This window comes from Sphingomonas sp. NFX23 (assembly GCF_049887795.1).
Classification (GTDB): Bacteria; Pseudomonadota; Alphaproteobacteria; order Sphingomonadales; family Sphingomonadaceae; genus Sphingomonas.
On record NZ_JAGEKH010000001.1, the window covers coordinates 363,852 to 378,880 of the forward strand.

17 protein-coding genes are annotated in these 15,029 nt (G+C 65.5%); 9 read left to right on the forward strand and 8 right to left on the reverse strand.

The features are described 5' to 3' along the window. Positions 1-12: 12 nt before the first annotated feature. On the forward strand, positions 13-1,239 hold the full coding sequence (locus J4O76_RS01715) for a class I SAM-dependent methyltransferase (RefSeq protein WP_426279897.1): 1,227 nt from the start codon (positions 13-15) through the stop codon (positions 1,237-1,239). 123 nt (positions 1,240-1,362) lie between these two features. Here J4O76_RS01715 and J4O76_RS01720 read toward each other — a convergent pair whose 3' ends face one another. Further along, positions 1,363-1,755: an EF-hand domain-containing protein gene (locus J4O76_RS01720; RefSeq protein ID WP_426279898.1), complete on the reverse strand. Its 393-nt coding sequence runs from the start codon at positions 1,753-1,755 to the stop codon at positions 1,363-1,365. A gap of 148 nt (positions 1,756-1,903) precedes the next feature. Here J4O76_RS01720 and J4O76_RS01725 point away from each other — a divergent pair, with 148 nt between their 5' ends. Both J4O76_RS01725 and J4O76_RS01730 read left to right on the forward strand, forming a co-directional pair. Further along, the gene (locus J4O76_RS01725; protein ID WP_426279899.1) at positions 1,904-3,121 is read left to right on the forward strand and encodes an argininosuccinate synthase; all 1,218 of its coding nucleotides are present in this window, start codon (positions 1,904-1,906) and stop codon (positions 3,119-3,121) included. Between the two features lie 122 nt (positions 3,122-3,243). Continuing rightward, entirely contained in the window at positions 3,244-4,833 is a 1,590-nt protein-coding gene (locus J4O76_RS01730) for a hypothetical protein (RefSeq protein WP_426279900.1), read from the forward strand. Here J4O76_RS01730 and J4O76_RS01735 read toward each other — a convergent pair. The 4 genes from J4O76_RS01735 to J4O76_RS01750 all read right to left on the reverse strand — a co-directional run bounded on the left by J4O76_RS01735 (position 4,793) and on the right by J4O76_RS01750 (position 7,677). Next, positions 4,793-5,941: a GNAT family N-acetyltransferase gene (locus tag J4O76_RS01735; RefSeq protein ID WP_426279901.1), complete on the reverse strand. Its 1,149-nt coding sequence runs from the start codon at positions 5,939-5,941 to the stop codon at positions 4,793-4,795. The genes J4O76_RS01730 and J4O76_RS01735 overlap by 41 nt on opposite strands. A 170-nt stretch (positions 5,942-6,111) precedes the next feature. Next, a complete protein-coding gene (locus tag J4O76_RS01740) occupies positions 6,112-6,576 on the reverse strand; it encodes a RidA family protein (protein ID WP_426279902.1) in 465 nt (154 codons plus the stop codon). A 193-nt stretch (positions 6,577-6,769) separates the two neighbouring features. Beyond that, positions 6,770-7,396: an HAD family hydrolase gene (locus J4O76_RS01745; protein ID WP_426279903.1), complete on the reverse strand. Its 627-nt coding sequence runs from the start codon at positions 7,394-7,396 to the stop codon at positions 6,770-6,772. Continuing rightward, positions 7,393-7,677, reverse strand: coding sequence for a DUF3572 domain-containing protein (locus J4O76_RS01750; RefSeq protein ID WP_056054478.1), 285 nt, complete (start codon positions 7,675-7,677; stop codon positions 7,393-7,395). The genes J4O76_RS01745 and J4O76_RS01750 overlap by 4 nt, the downstream gene beginning before the upstream one ends. Before the next feature lie 36 nt (positions 7,678-7,713). Between J4O76_RS01750 and J4O76_RS01755 the strand changes: the two genes are divergently transcribed. Beyond that, entirely contained in the window at positions 7,714-8,076 is a 363-nt protein-coding gene (locus J4O76_RS01755) for a response regulator (protein WP_426279904.1), read from the forward strand. 344 nt (positions 8,077-8,420) lie between these two features. On the opposite strand, the gene rpmG is transcribed toward J4O76_RS01755, so the two are convergent. Further along, positions 8,421-8,588, reverse strand: coding sequence for a 50S ribosomal protein L33 (rpmG, locus tag J4O76_RS01760; RefSeq protein WP_055881863.1), 168 nt, complete (start codon positions 8,586-8,588; stop codon positions 8,421-8,423). Between the two features lie 192 nt (positions 8,589-8,780). On the opposite strand from rpmG, the gene J4O76_RS01765 reads away from it, so the two are divergent. The 5 genes from J4O76_RS01765 to J4O76_RS01785 all read left to right on the forward strand — a co-directional run bounded on the left by J4O76_RS01765 (position 8,781) and on the right by J4O76_RS01785 (position 12,951). Further along, complete coding sequence (locus J4O76_RS01765) at positions 8,781-9,113, forward strand: hypothetical protein (protein ID WP_426279905.1); 333 nt, start codon at positions 8,781-8,783, stop codon at positions 9,111-9,113. Positions 9,114-9,116: 3 nt separating this feature from the next. Next, entirely contained in the window at positions 9,117-9,683 is a 567-nt protein-coding gene (locus tag J4O76_RS01770) for a TMEM165/GDT1 family protein (protein WP_426279906.1), read from the forward strand. A 61-nt stretch (positions 9,684-9,744) separates the two neighbouring features. Then, positions 9,745-10,242, forward strand: coding sequence for a Dps family protein (locus J4O76_RS01775; protein WP_056063578.1), 498 nt, complete (start codon positions 9,745-9,747; stop codon positions 10,240-10,242). A gap of 271 nt (positions 10,243-10,513) precedes the next feature. Beyond that, the gene (locus J4O76_RS01780; protein ID WP_426279907.1) at positions 10,514-12,106 is read left to right on the forward strand and encodes a cisplatin damage response ATP-dependent DNA ligase; all 1,593 of its coding nucleotides are present in this window, start codon (positions 10,514-10,516) and stop codon (positions 12,104-12,106) included. Between the two features lie 71 nt (positions 12,107-12,177). Then, on the forward strand, positions 12,178-12,951 hold the full coding sequence (locus J4O76_RS01785) for an AcvB/VirJ family lysyl-phosphatidylglycerol hydrolase (protein WP_426279908.1): 774 nt from the start codon (positions 12,178-12,180) through the stop codon (positions 12,949-12,951). A 281-nt stretch (positions 12,952-13,232) separates the two neighbouring features. On the opposite strand, the gene J4O76_RS01790 is transcribed toward J4O76_RS01785, so the two are convergent. Together J4O76_RS01790 and J4O76_RS01795 are read right to left on the reverse strand one after the other, a co-directional pair. Further along, positions 13,233-14,051, reverse strand: a complete 819-nt coding sequence (locus J4O76_RS01790; RefSeq protein ID WP_426279909.1) for a glutaminyl-peptide cyclotransferase — start codon at positions 14,049-14,051, stop codon at positions 13,233-13,235. A gap of 46 nt (positions 14,052-14,097) precedes the next feature. Continuing rightward, a complete protein-coding gene (locus J4O76_RS01795) occupies positions 14,098-14,973 on the reverse strand; it encodes a cold-shock protein (protein WP_426279910.1) in 876 nt (291 codons plus the stop codon). Positions 14,974-15,029: the final 56 nt, after the last annotated feature.

Here is a 15,029-nt window from a genome sequence, read left to right on the forward strand (position 1 = left end):
AGCTAACGCGGCATGGCCCTTTTCGATCGTTTCCTGGCGCGGCAGGTTAAAACCGGCGAACTCACGCTCATCCACGCGGACGGCACGACCAAGCATTTCGGCAAGCCCGATGCTGCGTATAACTCGGTCACGATCCGGCTGACCCAGCCCGGCGTCGCCGGCGCGATCGTCCGCCACCCGGCGCTGGGCGCGGCGGAAGCGTTCATGGATGGGCGCCTCGTCATCGAACGCGGCGACATTCGCGATCTGGTCAACCTGCTCAAGGGCAACAGCCCTTGGGAGCGTGGCGGTGGGCTCAATCCCTCGCTACCGATCAAGCTGCTCGACAAGGTCGTCCACCGCGTCGACCGCGTGAACATGGCGCGCCGGTCGAAGAAGAACGTCGCGCATCACTACGACCTGTCCGATCGCCTGTACGACCTGTTCCTCGACGCGGACCGGCAATATTCCTGCGCGTACTTCACTGACGCTGGCAACAGCCTGGAGCAGGCGCAGAACGACAAGAAGGCGCATATCGCTGCCAAGCTTGCGATCCAGCCGGGCATGCGCGTGCTCGACATCGGCTGCGGTTGGGGCGGGATGGCGCTGTACCTGCACGCGAAGACCGGCGCCGAAGTGCTGGGCGTGACGCTGAGCGAGGAGCAGTTGAAGGTCGCGCGGCGGCGGGCCGAGGAGGCTGGCGTCGCCGACAAGGTGAAGTTCGAGCTGATCGACTACCGCGCGCTGACCGGGAGCTTCGACCGGATCGTCTCGGTCGGGATGTTCGAGCATGTCGGCCCGGCGCACTACAAGGCGTTCTTCCGCAAGTGCCGCGACCTGCTGACCGACGACGGCGTGATGCTGCTCCACACGATCGGCCGGATGGGTGGTCCGGGCGTCACCGACACCTTCACGACCAAGTACATCTTCCCGGGCGGCTACAACCCGGCATTGTCGGAGATCGTGAAGGGGTATGAGGGGCTGCGGATGTTCCCGACCGATATCGAGGTGCTGCGCGTGCATTACGCGCTGACGATCGACATCTGGTATGATCGGACGGTGGCCGCGAAGGACGCGATCGTCGCTTTGTACGACGAGCGGTTCTACCGGATGTGGACATTCTATCTGGCGGGCGCCGCGGCGGCGTTTCGGACCGGGGGGATGGTAAACTACCAGATCCAGCTGTCGAAGAGCCGGATGACGTTGCCGCTGACGCGCGATTACATGATCGAGGGCGAGCGGGCTTTGCGCGAGGGCTGACCCGCTCCCCTCCCTGGAAGGGAGGGGCTGGGGGTGGGTCTGCTGCTTGGGATGAGCGACGCTCGCGAAACGGGCCGACCCACCCCTAACCCCTCCCTTTCAGGGAGGGGGATCGGTTGCGCTTTAGCGCGGGCCCTGCACGTCGGCCTTCGCCGCGGCGCGCTCGTCGCCGCCGATCTTGCCGTCCTTGTTCGCGTCGTATTTCGCGAAGGTCGCCGCGAGCAGAGCCTGCGCTTCGGCCTGCGTGACCTTGCCGTCCTTGTTCTTGTCCGCGCTAGTGAACCACAGGTCGGCGAGACGCTTGGCGTGAACGGGATCCGGACGGCCCTGCCCGCCGACCTTCATGTTGCCGATCCGTGCCTGCACTTCGGCGCGCGTGAGGACGCCGTCCTTGTTGGTATCCGACGCGGCGAACTCGGCTTTGAACTTTGCCGAGGCAGACGCGCGCGTTTCCTGCGCGAGCGCCGGGCCTGCAAGGCCGGCGAGGACGAGAAGGGTGAGGCTTTGGCGTAGCACGGTGGGTTAACTCCAGAGGATTTGCGGCGCGAATAGACCGGTTCGGTTGTACGCGCCATTAACGCGTGCGGTTGCATGCACAGGTTGCATGAGGGGCCCCCAGCGCATAGGGGCGCGGGCATTGGATATTGCCCGAAGGATTCTGCCCGTGACCGATCAGATCAACCGCGTCGTGCTCGCCTATTCCGGTGGCCTGGACACGAGCGTGATCCTGAAATGGCTCCAGCAGACGTATAACTGCGAAGTCGTGACCTTCACCGCCGATCTTGGCCAGGGCGAGGAACTCGAGCCGGCGCGCGCCAAGGCCGAGATGATGGGCGTCAAGCCCGAGCACATCTTCGTCGACGATCTGCGCGAGGAGTTCGTGCGGGATTACGTGTTCCCGATGATGCGCTCGAACGCGCTGTACGAGGGGCTGTACCTGCTCGGCACCTCGATCGCGCGGCCGCTGATCGCCAAGCGCCAGATCGAGATCGCCAAGATGGTCGGCGCCGACGCGGTCAGCCACGGCGCGACCGGCAAGGGCAACGACCAGGTCCGCTTCGAGCTCGGCTATTACGCGCTGTCGCCCGACATCAAGGTCATCGCGCCGTGGCGCGAGTGGGACCTGACGAGCCGCACGCGCCTGATCGAGTTCGCCGAGCAGCACCAGATTCCGGTCAGCAAGGACAAGCGCGGCCAGGCGCCGTTCTCGACCGACGCGAACATGCTGCACACGTCGAGCGAAGGCCTCGTGCTCGAGAACCCTTGGGACGAGGTCCCGGACTATGTCTACTCGCGCACGGTGAACCCCGAGGACGCGCCCGACGTCCCTGAGTACATCACGATCGATTTCGAGCGCGGCGACGGCGTCGCGATCAACGGCGAGGGCATGAGCCCGGCCACCCTGCTGTCAACGCTCAACGAATACGGTCGTCGCCACGGCATCGGCCGTCTCGACCTCGTCGAGAACCGCTTCGTCGGCATGAAGAGCCGCGGCATGTACGAGACGCCAGGCGGCACGATCTATCACCTCGCACACCGCGGTATCGAGCAGCTGACGCTCGACCGCGGCGCCGCGCACCTGAAGGACGAGCTGGCACCGCGCTATGCGGAGCTGATCTACAACGGCTTCTGGTTCAGCCCCGAGCGCGAGATGCTGCAGGCGGCGATCGACCACAGCCAGGAGAAGGTATCGGGCACCGTCCGTTTGAAGCTCTACAAGGGCGGCGTGTACGTGGTCGGCCGCAAGTCGCCGAACTCGCTGTATTCGGAGAAGGTCGTGACGTTCGAGGACGACCAGGGCGCCTACGACCAGCGCGATGCGGCGGGCTTCATCAAGCTGAACGCATTGCGGCTGCGCCTGCTCGGACGGCGTGATCAGTAGGGGCGACCAGTAACCCGTTCCCCGTCGGACCTCAGTCTAATGTCGAAGTTTGCGGGGAAGATCGTCAACTCGTCGTGCGCGCACTTGTCTAGTGCGCCCACCCGCCCCTAGGGTTCGACGATATGATTACTCAGGGGGAAAAGCTGCATTGGTGGCAGACGCGCGCATTCGTTGCCGCGGTTGCGATCGCATCGATCATACCGTTGCTGTGGCCAGAAATACCGCCGCTGGTCGACCTCCCCGGGCATATGGGCCGGTACCGCGTCCAGTTGGCGATCGCCGACAATCCCTGGTTGAATCAGTGGTATAACTTCCGCTGGCAGATGATCGGCAACCTCGGCATCGACCTGTTGATCGTGCCGCTTGCACCGATCTTCGGGTTGCAGCTGGCGGTGAAGCTGATCGTGATGGCGATCCCCGCGCTCACCGTGACCGGGCTGCTGTGGATCGCCCGCGAGGTGCATGGGCGAATCCCCGCGACCGCATTGTTCGCGCTGCCGCTCGCCTACAGCTATCCGTTCCAGTTCGGATTCGTGAATTTTGCGCTCGGCATGGCGCTCGCGCTCAATCTGTTCGCGCTGTGGCTGCGGATGGGGCGCCTCGACCGGCGGCAGCTCCGGACCATCATCTTCGTGCCCGTCTCGTGCCTGTTGTGGCTGTGCCATACGTTCGGCTGGGGTGTGCTGGGCGTGCTCGCCTTCTCCGCCGAGCTGATCCGCCAGCACGACATCCGCCGCGACAGCGATCCCAAGAGCTGGGCGCATGGCTGGTTCAAGGCGTGCATCCAGGCGGGGCTGAACTGCCTGCCGCTCGCGTTGCCGATGGTGATGATGATCGTCTGGCGCTCGGGCGATCATGTCGGCGGCAAGACGCAGGACTGGTTCAACTGGCGCTGGAAGATGAACTGGATCACGATGGTCCTGCGCGATCGGTGGATGACGTTCGACATCGCGTCGGTGACCGTGCTGTTCGTGATCCTGTTCCGCGGCGTGCGCGACCAAACCATCGAATATTCGCGCAACCTGAGCCTGTCGGCGCTGTTCCTCGCGATCGTGTACGTCCTGTTGCCGCGGATCGTGTTCGGCTCGGCCTATGCCGACATGCGACTCGCGCCGTTCATGCTGGGGATCGCGGTGATCGCGCTGCGGCCGCGGCACGGGCTGTCGCTACGCGGCGCGGCGGTGCTTGCGGTGCTGGGCTTCGCATTCTTCGGCGTGCGGCTGGCGGGGACGACGGTCAGCTACCTAATGTACGATCGCAGCTACGACCAGGCGATCGCGGCGATCGATACGGTGCCCGAGCACTCGCGCGTCGTGTCGTTCGTCGGGCGGCGGTGTCGCGACGACTGGGCCTATTCGCGGCTCGAGCATGTGCCGGCGCTGCTGCTCGAGCGGCGGCTGGCATTCACCAACGATCAGTGGTCGATGGCGGGCGCGCAGTTGATGACGACGCACTATCCGGCGGCGAAGGGCTTTGCTCACGATCCGTCCGAGATCGTCAGCGACATCAAGTGCCGTGGCCAGTTCTGGCGGCCGATCGGCGTCGCGCTGCAGAAATTCCCGCGCGATGCGTTTGATTATGTCTGGCTGATCCACCCGCCGAAGTTCGATTCGAAACTGGTCCGCGACCTGACGCTCATCCGGCGCGATGGCACCAGCCTGTTGTACCGCGTCAACCGGGTTGCTGCTGCTCGCCCCGCCGGAACGGAGTAAGCTCGCCGAGATACTCCTGCTGTTCGGCGACGGCTTCGCGCTCGCGGACGAGATAGTCGGCGATCGCGCGGCGGAAGTTCGGGTCGGGGATGTAGTGGGCGGAATAGGTCGCGACCGGGGCATAGCCACGCGCGAGCTTGTGTTCGCCTTGCGCGCCGGCCTCGACGGTCTTCAGGCCGCGCGCGATGGCGGCGTCGATCGCCTGGTAATAGCAGAGTTCGAAGTGGAGGAACGGCACCTCCTCCGTCGCGCCCCAGTATCGGCCGTAGAGCGTGTCGTCGCCGATCAGGTTGAGGGCACCGGCGATCGGTACGCCATCACGCTCGGCGAGAATGAGCAACACGCGGTCGCCCATTGTCTTGCCGATCTGGTCGAAGAAGCCGCGCGTCAAGTAGGGCTGGCCCCATTTGCGGCTGCCGGTGTCCTGGTAGAAAACCCAGAACGCATCCCAGTGCGCGGGCGTGATTTCGGCGCCGACGAGGTGGCGAATCGTCAGGCCTTCGACGGCGGCGGCGCGCTCCTTGCGGATAGCCTTGCGCTTGCGGCTGGCTAGGACGGCAAGGAAGTCGTCGAAGCTCGCATAGCCGTCGTTTTTCCAGTGGAATTGCGTGCCTTGGCGGATCAGCCAGCCCGCCGCCTCGAACAGCGCCACTTCGTCGGGGTCGATGAAGGTGGCGTGCGCGGAGGATAGCCCGCTCTGGTCGGTGACCGCCTCCAGGGCGGCGATCAGCGCAGGGGCTTGCTCGCGGTCGCGGAGCAGCAGGCGCGGGCCGGGAACCGGGCTGAACGGTGCTGCGATCTGAAGCTTTGGGTAATATTGCCCCCCTGCCCGCTCCCACGCGTCGGCCCAGCCCTGGTCGAACACGTATTCGCCCTGGCTGTGGCTCTTGGCATAGGCGGGCGCGATCGCGGCGGGCTTGCCGTCGGGGCCATCGACCACCACCGGCAGCGCCTGCCAGCCGGAACGGCCACCGACGCTTTTCGAGGCTTCGAGCGCGGAGAGGAAGGCGTGGCCGACGAACGGGTTGGCGGTGCCGGAACACGCCTCCCAATCCTCGGCCGCGATCGAGGTGACGCCTTGGGCGATGCGGGCTGTGACGGCGTTCATCCGCGACATTTGGGGTAGCGGGGTGCCGATAGCAAAGGGCGCGTCAGCTTATCTCGAAGGAAAACAGCCATCCGTCCCAAACGCTGTTCTATCGCAAAGGCGGGAGCCGAGGGCCACATGGGCTGCGGTTGGCGACCCTGGACTCCCGCTTTCGCGATAGAACAAGTCCGTCAGGCGGAAACTTGAACGATCGCGTCGATCTCGACAGCGGCGCCGAGCGGGAGGACAGGAACGCCGACTGCCGCGCGCGCATGCTTGCCGGCATCGCCGAACAGCGCAACCATCAGGTCCGAGGCGCCATTGGCGACTTTCGCCTGGTCAGTGAAATCGCCGGTCGAGTTGACGAACACGCCGAGCTTCACGATCCGCTCGACGCGACCGAGCGTGCCGAGAGCGGCCTTCATCTGTGCGACGAGCATGAGCGCGCAGAGCTTGGCAGCCTCTTGCGCGTCTTCGAGCGACACGCCGTCTCCAACGCGACCGGTAACCAGCGCGCCGTCCTTGAACGGCAACTGGCCCGAGATGTAGAGCGTGCCGTTCGCCAGCACGGTCGGGACGTAGGACGCCACGGGTGCGGCAGCCTGCGGGAGGGTGAGGCCCAGCTCTTCGAGCTTGCGGTCGATACGATCGGTCATGGGTGAGGTATCACCACAGCGGTGGGGGATGGGTCAAGGGGCCCCTTCTGCTCCCCCTCCCTGGAAGGGAAGGGCCGGGGGTGGGTCGGCTTCCGCATTGCACGGAACGGTGGCGACCAAAGCCGGCCTACCCACCCCCAACCCCTCCCTTTCAGGGAGGGGAGAATGCTGTGTTCGTGGTGACGTGGGCGACTCAGGCGTCCGCCGGCAAGCCCGCTTCGAACCGTGCGGCGATCCAGTCCGCCGCTTCGCGCCAGTCGTCGATCCGCGCATGCGCCTCGGGCGCCTTCGGCACGTTCACCGCCAGCGTCGGTTCCGAGACCATGTGCAGCCGGTGCACCCCCGGCGCGTGCTTGGCGACCGACTCGTGATGCACCGCCAGATCGTCGACGAACACCGTCACCGGCGAGCCGTATTCCGCGACCAGCCGCGACACCGGCGTCCCCTTGCCGCCCTGGTTGCATTCGACCCGGTGTTCGATGCCGAACTTCGCCAGCTGTTCGATCCGCGGCTGGCGGCATTCGTCTTGGAGGTTGGTGAGGATGACGATGTCCGCCACCTGGGCCAGCCGCTCCAACGCCTCGACCGCATGCGGTACCAGCGTCTGGCGGTGCATCTCGCCGGGAAAGAACTCACCCAGCATCGCCCACATGTCCTCGCGCGACGGCGGCGGGCCACCGTCACGCCGCGTCATCGCGGTCGAGAAATCGCCGTGCTGGATCGCGAAGTCGATGTCGTGGCGCTCGTCGAGCCAGACGCCGAAATGCTTGACCATGTGCAGCAGCACTTCGTCGCAATCGCTGATCAGCAACGGCCTCATGCTTCAAATTCTCCCTGGTCCAGCTTGGCGTGTGCGCGGACGAGTGCCTCTGGCTTCACACCCAGCGACTCGGCGCAGGCAATCAGGTCCGGCTCGTGGTTTTCGAGAAAGCCGAGCGCCGCGGACAGCACCGTCGGGTCGCTCGCCCGAGCGCGGAGGTCATGCGGCTCAAGGCCGGTCACCGACAGCAATCGCATAGCGCGATCGGGCTCGACCAGCGTCCATACCAGCGCACGCAGGGCGAGCGCTTCGGCGTCTTCGTTTGAATCACGGTCGCGCATTGCCTATCGTGCCTTCTTTCCGGATAAGGTGCGGCGGTGACAAAGAAGGTGCTCGTTGTCGAGGACAACGAACTCAACCTCAAATTATTCTGCGACCTGCTGCGCGCGCATCAGTTCGCCGTAGAGCCCGTGCGCGACGGCCGCGAAGCCGTTGCGAAAGCGCGGGAATTCGTGCCCGACCTGATCATCATGGACATCCAGATGCCGCACGTCACCGGCTACGAGATCATCCTCGAACTGAAGGCGGATGAGGACTTGCGCGCGATCCCCGTGATGGCGGTGACGGCGTATGCGGGGCGCGAGGACGAGGAGCGGATCCGGGCTGCGGGCGCGGACTCGTATGTGTCCAAGCCGATCAGCCTGGCGCGGTTCATGGATGCGGTCGGGGCGCTGATCTGAGGTGGGAGCGCGCGGATATCCATCTGCTCCGCCTGCCCGTTGCTTCCACCTGAAATTCGCTGCCTACCCGAACCCCCACCCCCATTCGTGCTGAGTAGAGACCGAGTAGCTTCGTCAGAAGCGTATCGAGGGCTCGTATCGAAGCATGGGTTCCGCGCGCCAACCTGTCCTTCGATACGCCATCTCGATACGCCGCCTACGGCGACTACTCGATGGCTACTCAGGACGAACGGGAGGGGGGACGAATGGAGGAGGGAATCCACGAACGCCAAAAGCCGCGGATATCGCTATCCGCGGCTTTTCGGATCTTCGCAATCAGACGGCGGTTCGCACCGCCGACCGGATTACTTGATCTTGGCTTCCTTGAACTCGACATGCTTGCGCACGACGGGATCGTACTTCGAGAAGGAGAGCTTCTCAGTCTTGGTACGGGGATTCTTCTTGGTGACGTAGAAGAAGCCGGTGTCAGCGGTGCTGAGCAGCTTGATCTTTACGGTGGTCGGCTTGGCCATGAGCCCAATTCCTATGGCTTGAAAATGCGAAAGCGGCGAACTGACGCCGCCGCTCCATCAGGGGCGGCGCATGGCGGACGTAGGGAGCGAAGTCAAGCTTTACCCCGTCGCTGCGCGTCGAGATCGTTCATTTAACCCGCTATTCACGACCACAAGCGCATCATATCATCAGATAAAGACAGGAGCGGGATCGTGGGGCAGGCGCTGATTCGAATCGACGACATGATCGCGGTGAAAGCCGATCTCGCGGCGCGAATCGCGGCGATCGATGTCCGAGCGCCCTATTCCCGCCCCTGCGACATCGCCACCGAGATCGATGCGATCCGCGTGATCGCGCATACCAACGGCCTCAACCCGGCGGTCACGGTCGCGCACTTCGTCGATTCGGCGCTGTCGCGCGGCGAGCATGGCGCGCTGGTGCATGGCTGGCTGTCGATCCTACGCGATGCGGTCGGGTGCGAGCGGCAGGACGTCCAGGCGTGCCACGCGTTCGCCGCAGCGTGTTCGGTGCGCCTTGCGGGATAATTCATGGACGCGTTGATGGCAGCGCTGGTCGCGGCGGCGCTCGCACAGGTCGGCGATCGAACGGCGTGGCTCGCGGCGATCCTGTCGGACCGATACCGAAAGCCTGGTCTTGTGATCGCGATGGCGGCGCTGGCGTTGTTCGCGGCGAGCGGCTTGGCGGCGGCGCTCGGCGCGGTGATCGGGCCGAAGCTTGCCCCCAATGCGCAACAACTGATGCTCGCGCTCGCGTTGCTGTTGCAGGGTGGTGGATCGTTCTTTCCGGCCAAGGCACCCGAGCGGCTGGATCGCTGGACAATCGGCGCGATCGCCACCACCGCACTTGGCCTGTTCATCCTGGCGTTTGGAGACGGCGTTCAGTTCATCGTCCTGACGCTTGCCGCGCGGACGCCCGTCCCGGCCCTCGCGGCGATCGGCGCGACGATCGGCTCGCTGGTGGTGATCGTCCCCGCTGCGCTGATGGGCGAGGCAGCGTGGCTGAAACTGCCGCTCAAGCCGCTCCGCATCGCCATCGGCACCGTGTTTCTGATCTTCGGTATCGTCCTGGCGCTCGGCGCACTACGCTTGGTCTGACGGCCGGGAGCAAGTGTGCGTTCGGATCGTTCCAGCGACGACTTTCCAACGGGAGCTAAACATGGCCGAGATCAACCCTGCCCTTGACACGCCGACCGACCTGCCGAGCAACAGCACCAAGTCGGTCGCCGACGCGCTGAATGCCGCGCTCGCCGATTGCTATGCGCTGTATCTCAAGACCAAGAATTTCCACTGGCACATGTCGGGGCCGCATTTCCGCGACTATCATTTGCTGCTCGACGACCAGTCCGCGCAGATCATCGGCGTGACCGACGCGATCGCCGAGCGCGTGCGCAAGACCGGCAACACGACTTTGCGCTCGATCGGCGATATCTCGCGGCACCAGACGATCGCCGACAACGACATGGCGTTCGTGGGCCCGACCGAGATGCTCGCCGAACTGCGCGAGGACAATCTGAAGCTCGTCGAGCAGTTCCGCATCGTCAAGGACGCTGCCGACGCCGCCAAGGACAACGCGACGAGCGGGATCGTCGACGAGTGGACGGATCATGCCGAAGAGCGCGCGTGGTTCCTGTTCGAGGCCAGCCGCAAGGGTTGAGCTCGGCGCCGTCGCCTCAATCCTCCCCCGCCAGGGGGAGGTGGCGCCGGTAGGCGACGGAGGGGGAGGACACGGAACATCAGTTCCCGCTTACCTCCCCCTCCGTCTGGCAAAGGCCAGACATCTCCCCCTTGCGGGGGAGGATTGTAAGGCCACTCCACCCTCAATTGCCCGACAACTTCGAAATGTCCGGATTAACCGTCGCCGGAGCCACCGGGCGGCGGTCGTTTCGCCTCTGCATCCCTTCGGGCAGCAGGCGCGTTGAACGACGATGCATGCTTTTGCCGCCCTGCTCGACTCGCTCACCTACACTCGGTCGCGTAACGCCAAGCTGAAGCTGATTGCGGATTACCTGCGCGCGACGCCCGATCCGGATCGTGGCTGGGCGATGGCGGCGCTGACCGGCGATCTCGATCTCAAGGGCGTGAAGTCCGCTGTGATCCGCGGGTTGATCGAGGAGCGCGTCGATCCGGTGCTGTTCCGGATGAGCCGCGATTATGTCGGCGATACCGCGGAGACGGTCGCGCTGCTCTGGCCCGAGCCGACGGTTCCGGTCGACCCGACCCCCTTGTCGATCACCGACGTCGTCGAGCGGCTGGCAGCGCTGTCGCGGGCCGATGCGCCGGGTGCGCTGGCGGACATGCTCGACCGGTCCGATGCCGAGGAGCGGTTCGCGTTGCTCAAGATGGCGACGGGCGCGTTGCGGATCGGCGTGTCGGCGCGGTTGGCGAAGACGGCGCTGGCGGATGCGTTCGGGCTCGATGTCGATGCGGTCGAGGAGGTCTGGCACGGACTCGATGCGCCGTATCCGAGCTTGTTCGCATGGGCGGAAGGGACCGGAGAGCAGCCGACGCCGGCGGACGTCCCCGTTTTTCGGCCGTTCATGCTCGCACACGGACTCGAAGACCTCCGCGTCGACCTTGTCGACTATGCCGCCGAGTGGAAATGGGACGGCATCCGCGTCCAGATCGTCCATGTCGCGGGAGAGACACGGCTTTACAGCCGGACCGGCGACGACGTGACGGGCAGCTTCCCCGAGATCGCCGCTGCGTTCCGGACGCCGGGAACGGTCGACGGCGAATTGCTAGTGAAGGGCGAGCACCAGGGCGGGACGCTGGAGGATGGCGGCGGGGCGGCGAGCTTCAACGCGCTCCAGCAAAGGCTCGGACGCAAGACCGTGTCGGCGAAGATGCTAGCGGACTATCCTGCGTTCGTGCGGCTCTATGACCTGTTGCTCGACGGCGACGAGGATTTGCGCGCGCTGCCCTGGACCGAGCGGCGCGCGCGGCTGGAGGCGTTCGTGCCGCAGTTGGATCCCGAGCGGTTCGACCTGAGCGCGGTGATCGAGGCGGACGACTTCACGGCGCTGGAGGCGATTCGCGCGACCTCGCGCGACGCGGCGATCGAGGGCGTGATGCTCAAGCGTCGCGATTCGCCCTATGTCGGCGGACGGCGCGCCGGGCTCTGGTATAAATGGAAGCGTGATCCGCTGACCGCCGACTGCGTTATGATGTACGCACAACGGGGGTCGGGGCGGCGGTCGTCTTATTATTCGGACTACACCTTCGGGTGCTGGACCGAGGAGGGCGAGCTGCTTCCTGTGGGGAAGGCGTATTCCGGGATTACCGACGAAGAGCTCAAAATGCTCGACAGCTTCGTGCGCAACCATACGCAGAACCGGTTCGGGCCGGTGCGCGAGGTGGAGAAGACGCTGGTGTTGGAGATCGCGTTCGATTCGCTGCACGACTCGAAACGTCATAAATCGGGCGTGGCGATGCGCTTTCCGCGGATCGCGCGGATCAGGACGGACAAGCCCGCAGCGGAGGCGGACCGGATCGAGACGCTCAAGCGGATGATTACGTAATCGGCGCTTCATCAAAGTAGGTGGCGATGCGGGCTATCGCGCCTGATCTTGGTACGCGTAAGGACGGTCCGGTGAAAAATTCGAAACAGCCGCGCACGGCATCCGCACGGCGTTGGCGGCGCGGCGCGTGGGTGACCGGCATCCTCTCCGCGATCGTCATGCTGTTCGTCTACCTAGCGGGCTATTTCGACCGCGATCCGGTGCATGTGTATCCGGCGATCGGCGTCCAGGCGTCGGGACCGCCACCGATCGCGGTGGTGAACTTCTCGGGCGATATGGGGCTGCGGTTCCTGCTCGGCGCGTCGACTTCGCGGGGGCTGACCGAGCACGGCATCCCGGTCGTCGGGATCACCACGCCAGCGTTGTTCGCGGAGCATCGGACGCGACAGGAACTCGATGCGATCATTGCGGAGGGCGTACGGACGGCGCTCTCGCGGACCGGGGCGAAGCGGGTCGTGGTGATGGGGCAATCCTACGGCGCGGATATCGTCCAGACCGGACTCGCCAACCTGCCGGCGGACTTGCGGCCACGCGTCGCCGCGATCGTGCTGATCCTGCCGGGTGACACGGTGTTCTATCGCGCCGATCCGTCCAGCTTGCTGTACGATCACGGCACGCCCGACAGCATGGGCGCGACCACCGGTAGCCAGCTGACCTGGGCGCCACTCACCTGCATCTATGGGGTGGAGGAAACCGACAGCCTGTGCCCGCTGCTGACGACGGCGAACGCGCGGAAGGTCGGGATGCCGGGGGGGCATAATATCCGTCACGATGCGGATGGCCTGCTGCGGCATGTGCTGGCGACGATACGGGCGGTGGCGCCGAGTGCGGGGCATGGGTTTTAAGGCTGGGCGATACGCTATCTTGTGACCCCTATTACAATCCCGACACTGTCCCGAACTTCCGCCTCCCAACCGTCATCCAGCGAACGCTGGGATCGCAGCATGTGGGGCACGCGCCTGCCAAACGGGGATACCCCAGCTTTCGCCGGGATGACGAGTTAGGCTCTAAGCGGCATGGCGGCAGCACTATTTGTTCTCCCGCGAAGGCGGGAGTCCAGTCTGGGCTCCCGCCTTCGCGGGAGAACAAGCAGAGGAGCGCTGTTAAGGAAACTAAACCGCGCGGACTATTGCGGCGTGGTGGCGATCTTGATCTCGAAGAGCGTCGGCCAGTATTTGCCCGTCACGAACAGACGGTCCGCCTTCGCGTCCCAGGCAATGCCGTTGAGCACGGCCTCTGGATCGGTCGCGGCGACTTCGGCGACCAGCGGGCGGAGGTCGATGACCGCAGTTACCTTGCCGGACGCGGGATCGATGCGGACGAGGAAGCCAGTGTGCCAGACGTTGGCGAGCAGCGCGCCGTGGACATATTCGAGTTCGTTGATGTCGCGTAACGGGCGGCCGTCGATCGTCACCGCCACGCGCTTGCGCTCGGCCAGCGTTAGCGGATCGCGGACGATGATGTCGGAACTGCCGTCGGACTGGAGCAGCGAGACGCCGTCGCTGGTCAGCCCCCAGCCTTCGCCGGTGTAGCGGTTCTGTCCCTTGGGTTTCAGCGTGCGAACGTCCCAGCGGTGCGCGATGCCGTCATGCCAGGTGAGGCTGACGAGCTGGTCCTTCCACAGCGCAAGGCCCTCGCCGAACTGCGCAGGATCGATTCGCGCCCTGGCGAGGATCTTGCCGTTCTTGAGCGAGACGCGACGGACGTCGGATTGCCGCTCCTGCCCCGTGCTCTCGTAGAGCGCACCGTCGTGCCAGAGCAGCCCTTCGGTGAACGCGGTGCGGTCGTGCGGATAGCGCGCGACGACCGTCGCCGAGAACACCGGCACGCGGGTCAGCTCGCGCGGAGCTGCGACAGCACCCTGCCCGGCCTGGGCCGCGGACGACAGCGAAGACGATGAAACGAGAACGGCCGGTCCCGCCAAAGCGAAACCGGCCGCAATCATTATCCTACCGAACACGGTACGATCAGCGTTCTGAGTCAGACAGCTATCAGCCGCCTGCGCTCAGGTTCACCGCTGCGTACTTGCCGCGACGATCGACTTCGAGCTCGAACTCGAGCTTGTCGCCCTCGTTCAGCGTCGACATGCCGGCGCGCTCGACGGCCGAGATGTGGACGAATGCGTCAGGCTGTCCGTCGTCGCGCTGGATGAAGCCGAAGCCCTTCATCGCGTTGAAGAACTTGACCGTACCGGTCGCCTTCTCGCCGGTGAGCTGACGCTGTGCGCCACCTGCACCACCGTCGCGGTCGCGATCGCCACCACGGGGCGCGCCCGGGCCGGCATCACGGTCACGCGGCGGGCCGCGATCGGTGACGGCCATCGGCTCGCCGTCGATCTTGAGGTCGGTTGCCGAGATACGGCCACCGCGGTCGACAAGCGTGAAGCCGAGCGGCTGACCCTCGGCGAGAGCGACCATGCCGGCCTGCTCGACGGCGCTGATGTGGACGAACACGTCCTCGCCGCCGTCATCGCGAACGACGAAGCCGAAGCCCTTCTGCGCGTTAAAGAACTTTACGACGCCCGTGCCTTCGCCGACGACCTGGGGAGGCATGCCGCGACCACCGCCGCCGCCGCCACCGCCCGAGAAGCCGCCGCCACCACCGCCGCCGCGGTAACCACCGCCGCCGCCGCCGCTGCCGCCACCGAAGCTGCTGCCGCCGCCGTAGCTGCTGCCACCGCCGCCACCGTAGCTCGAGCCGCCGCCGCCGCCATAGCTGCTACCGCCGCCGCCGCCGCCGCCGAACCGATCGCCGCCACCGCCAAAGCTGCTGCCGCCGCCGAACTCGTTGTCGCCGCCGCCGAAGCTGTCGCGCTTGTCGCGGCCACGCCCGCCACGGTTCCCGCGGCCACCTTTATCGAAACCCATAAGCTCTGTTCGTCTTCCCGGTTCGCCCGCAAATTTCTCAAAACCCTTGTGCCGGA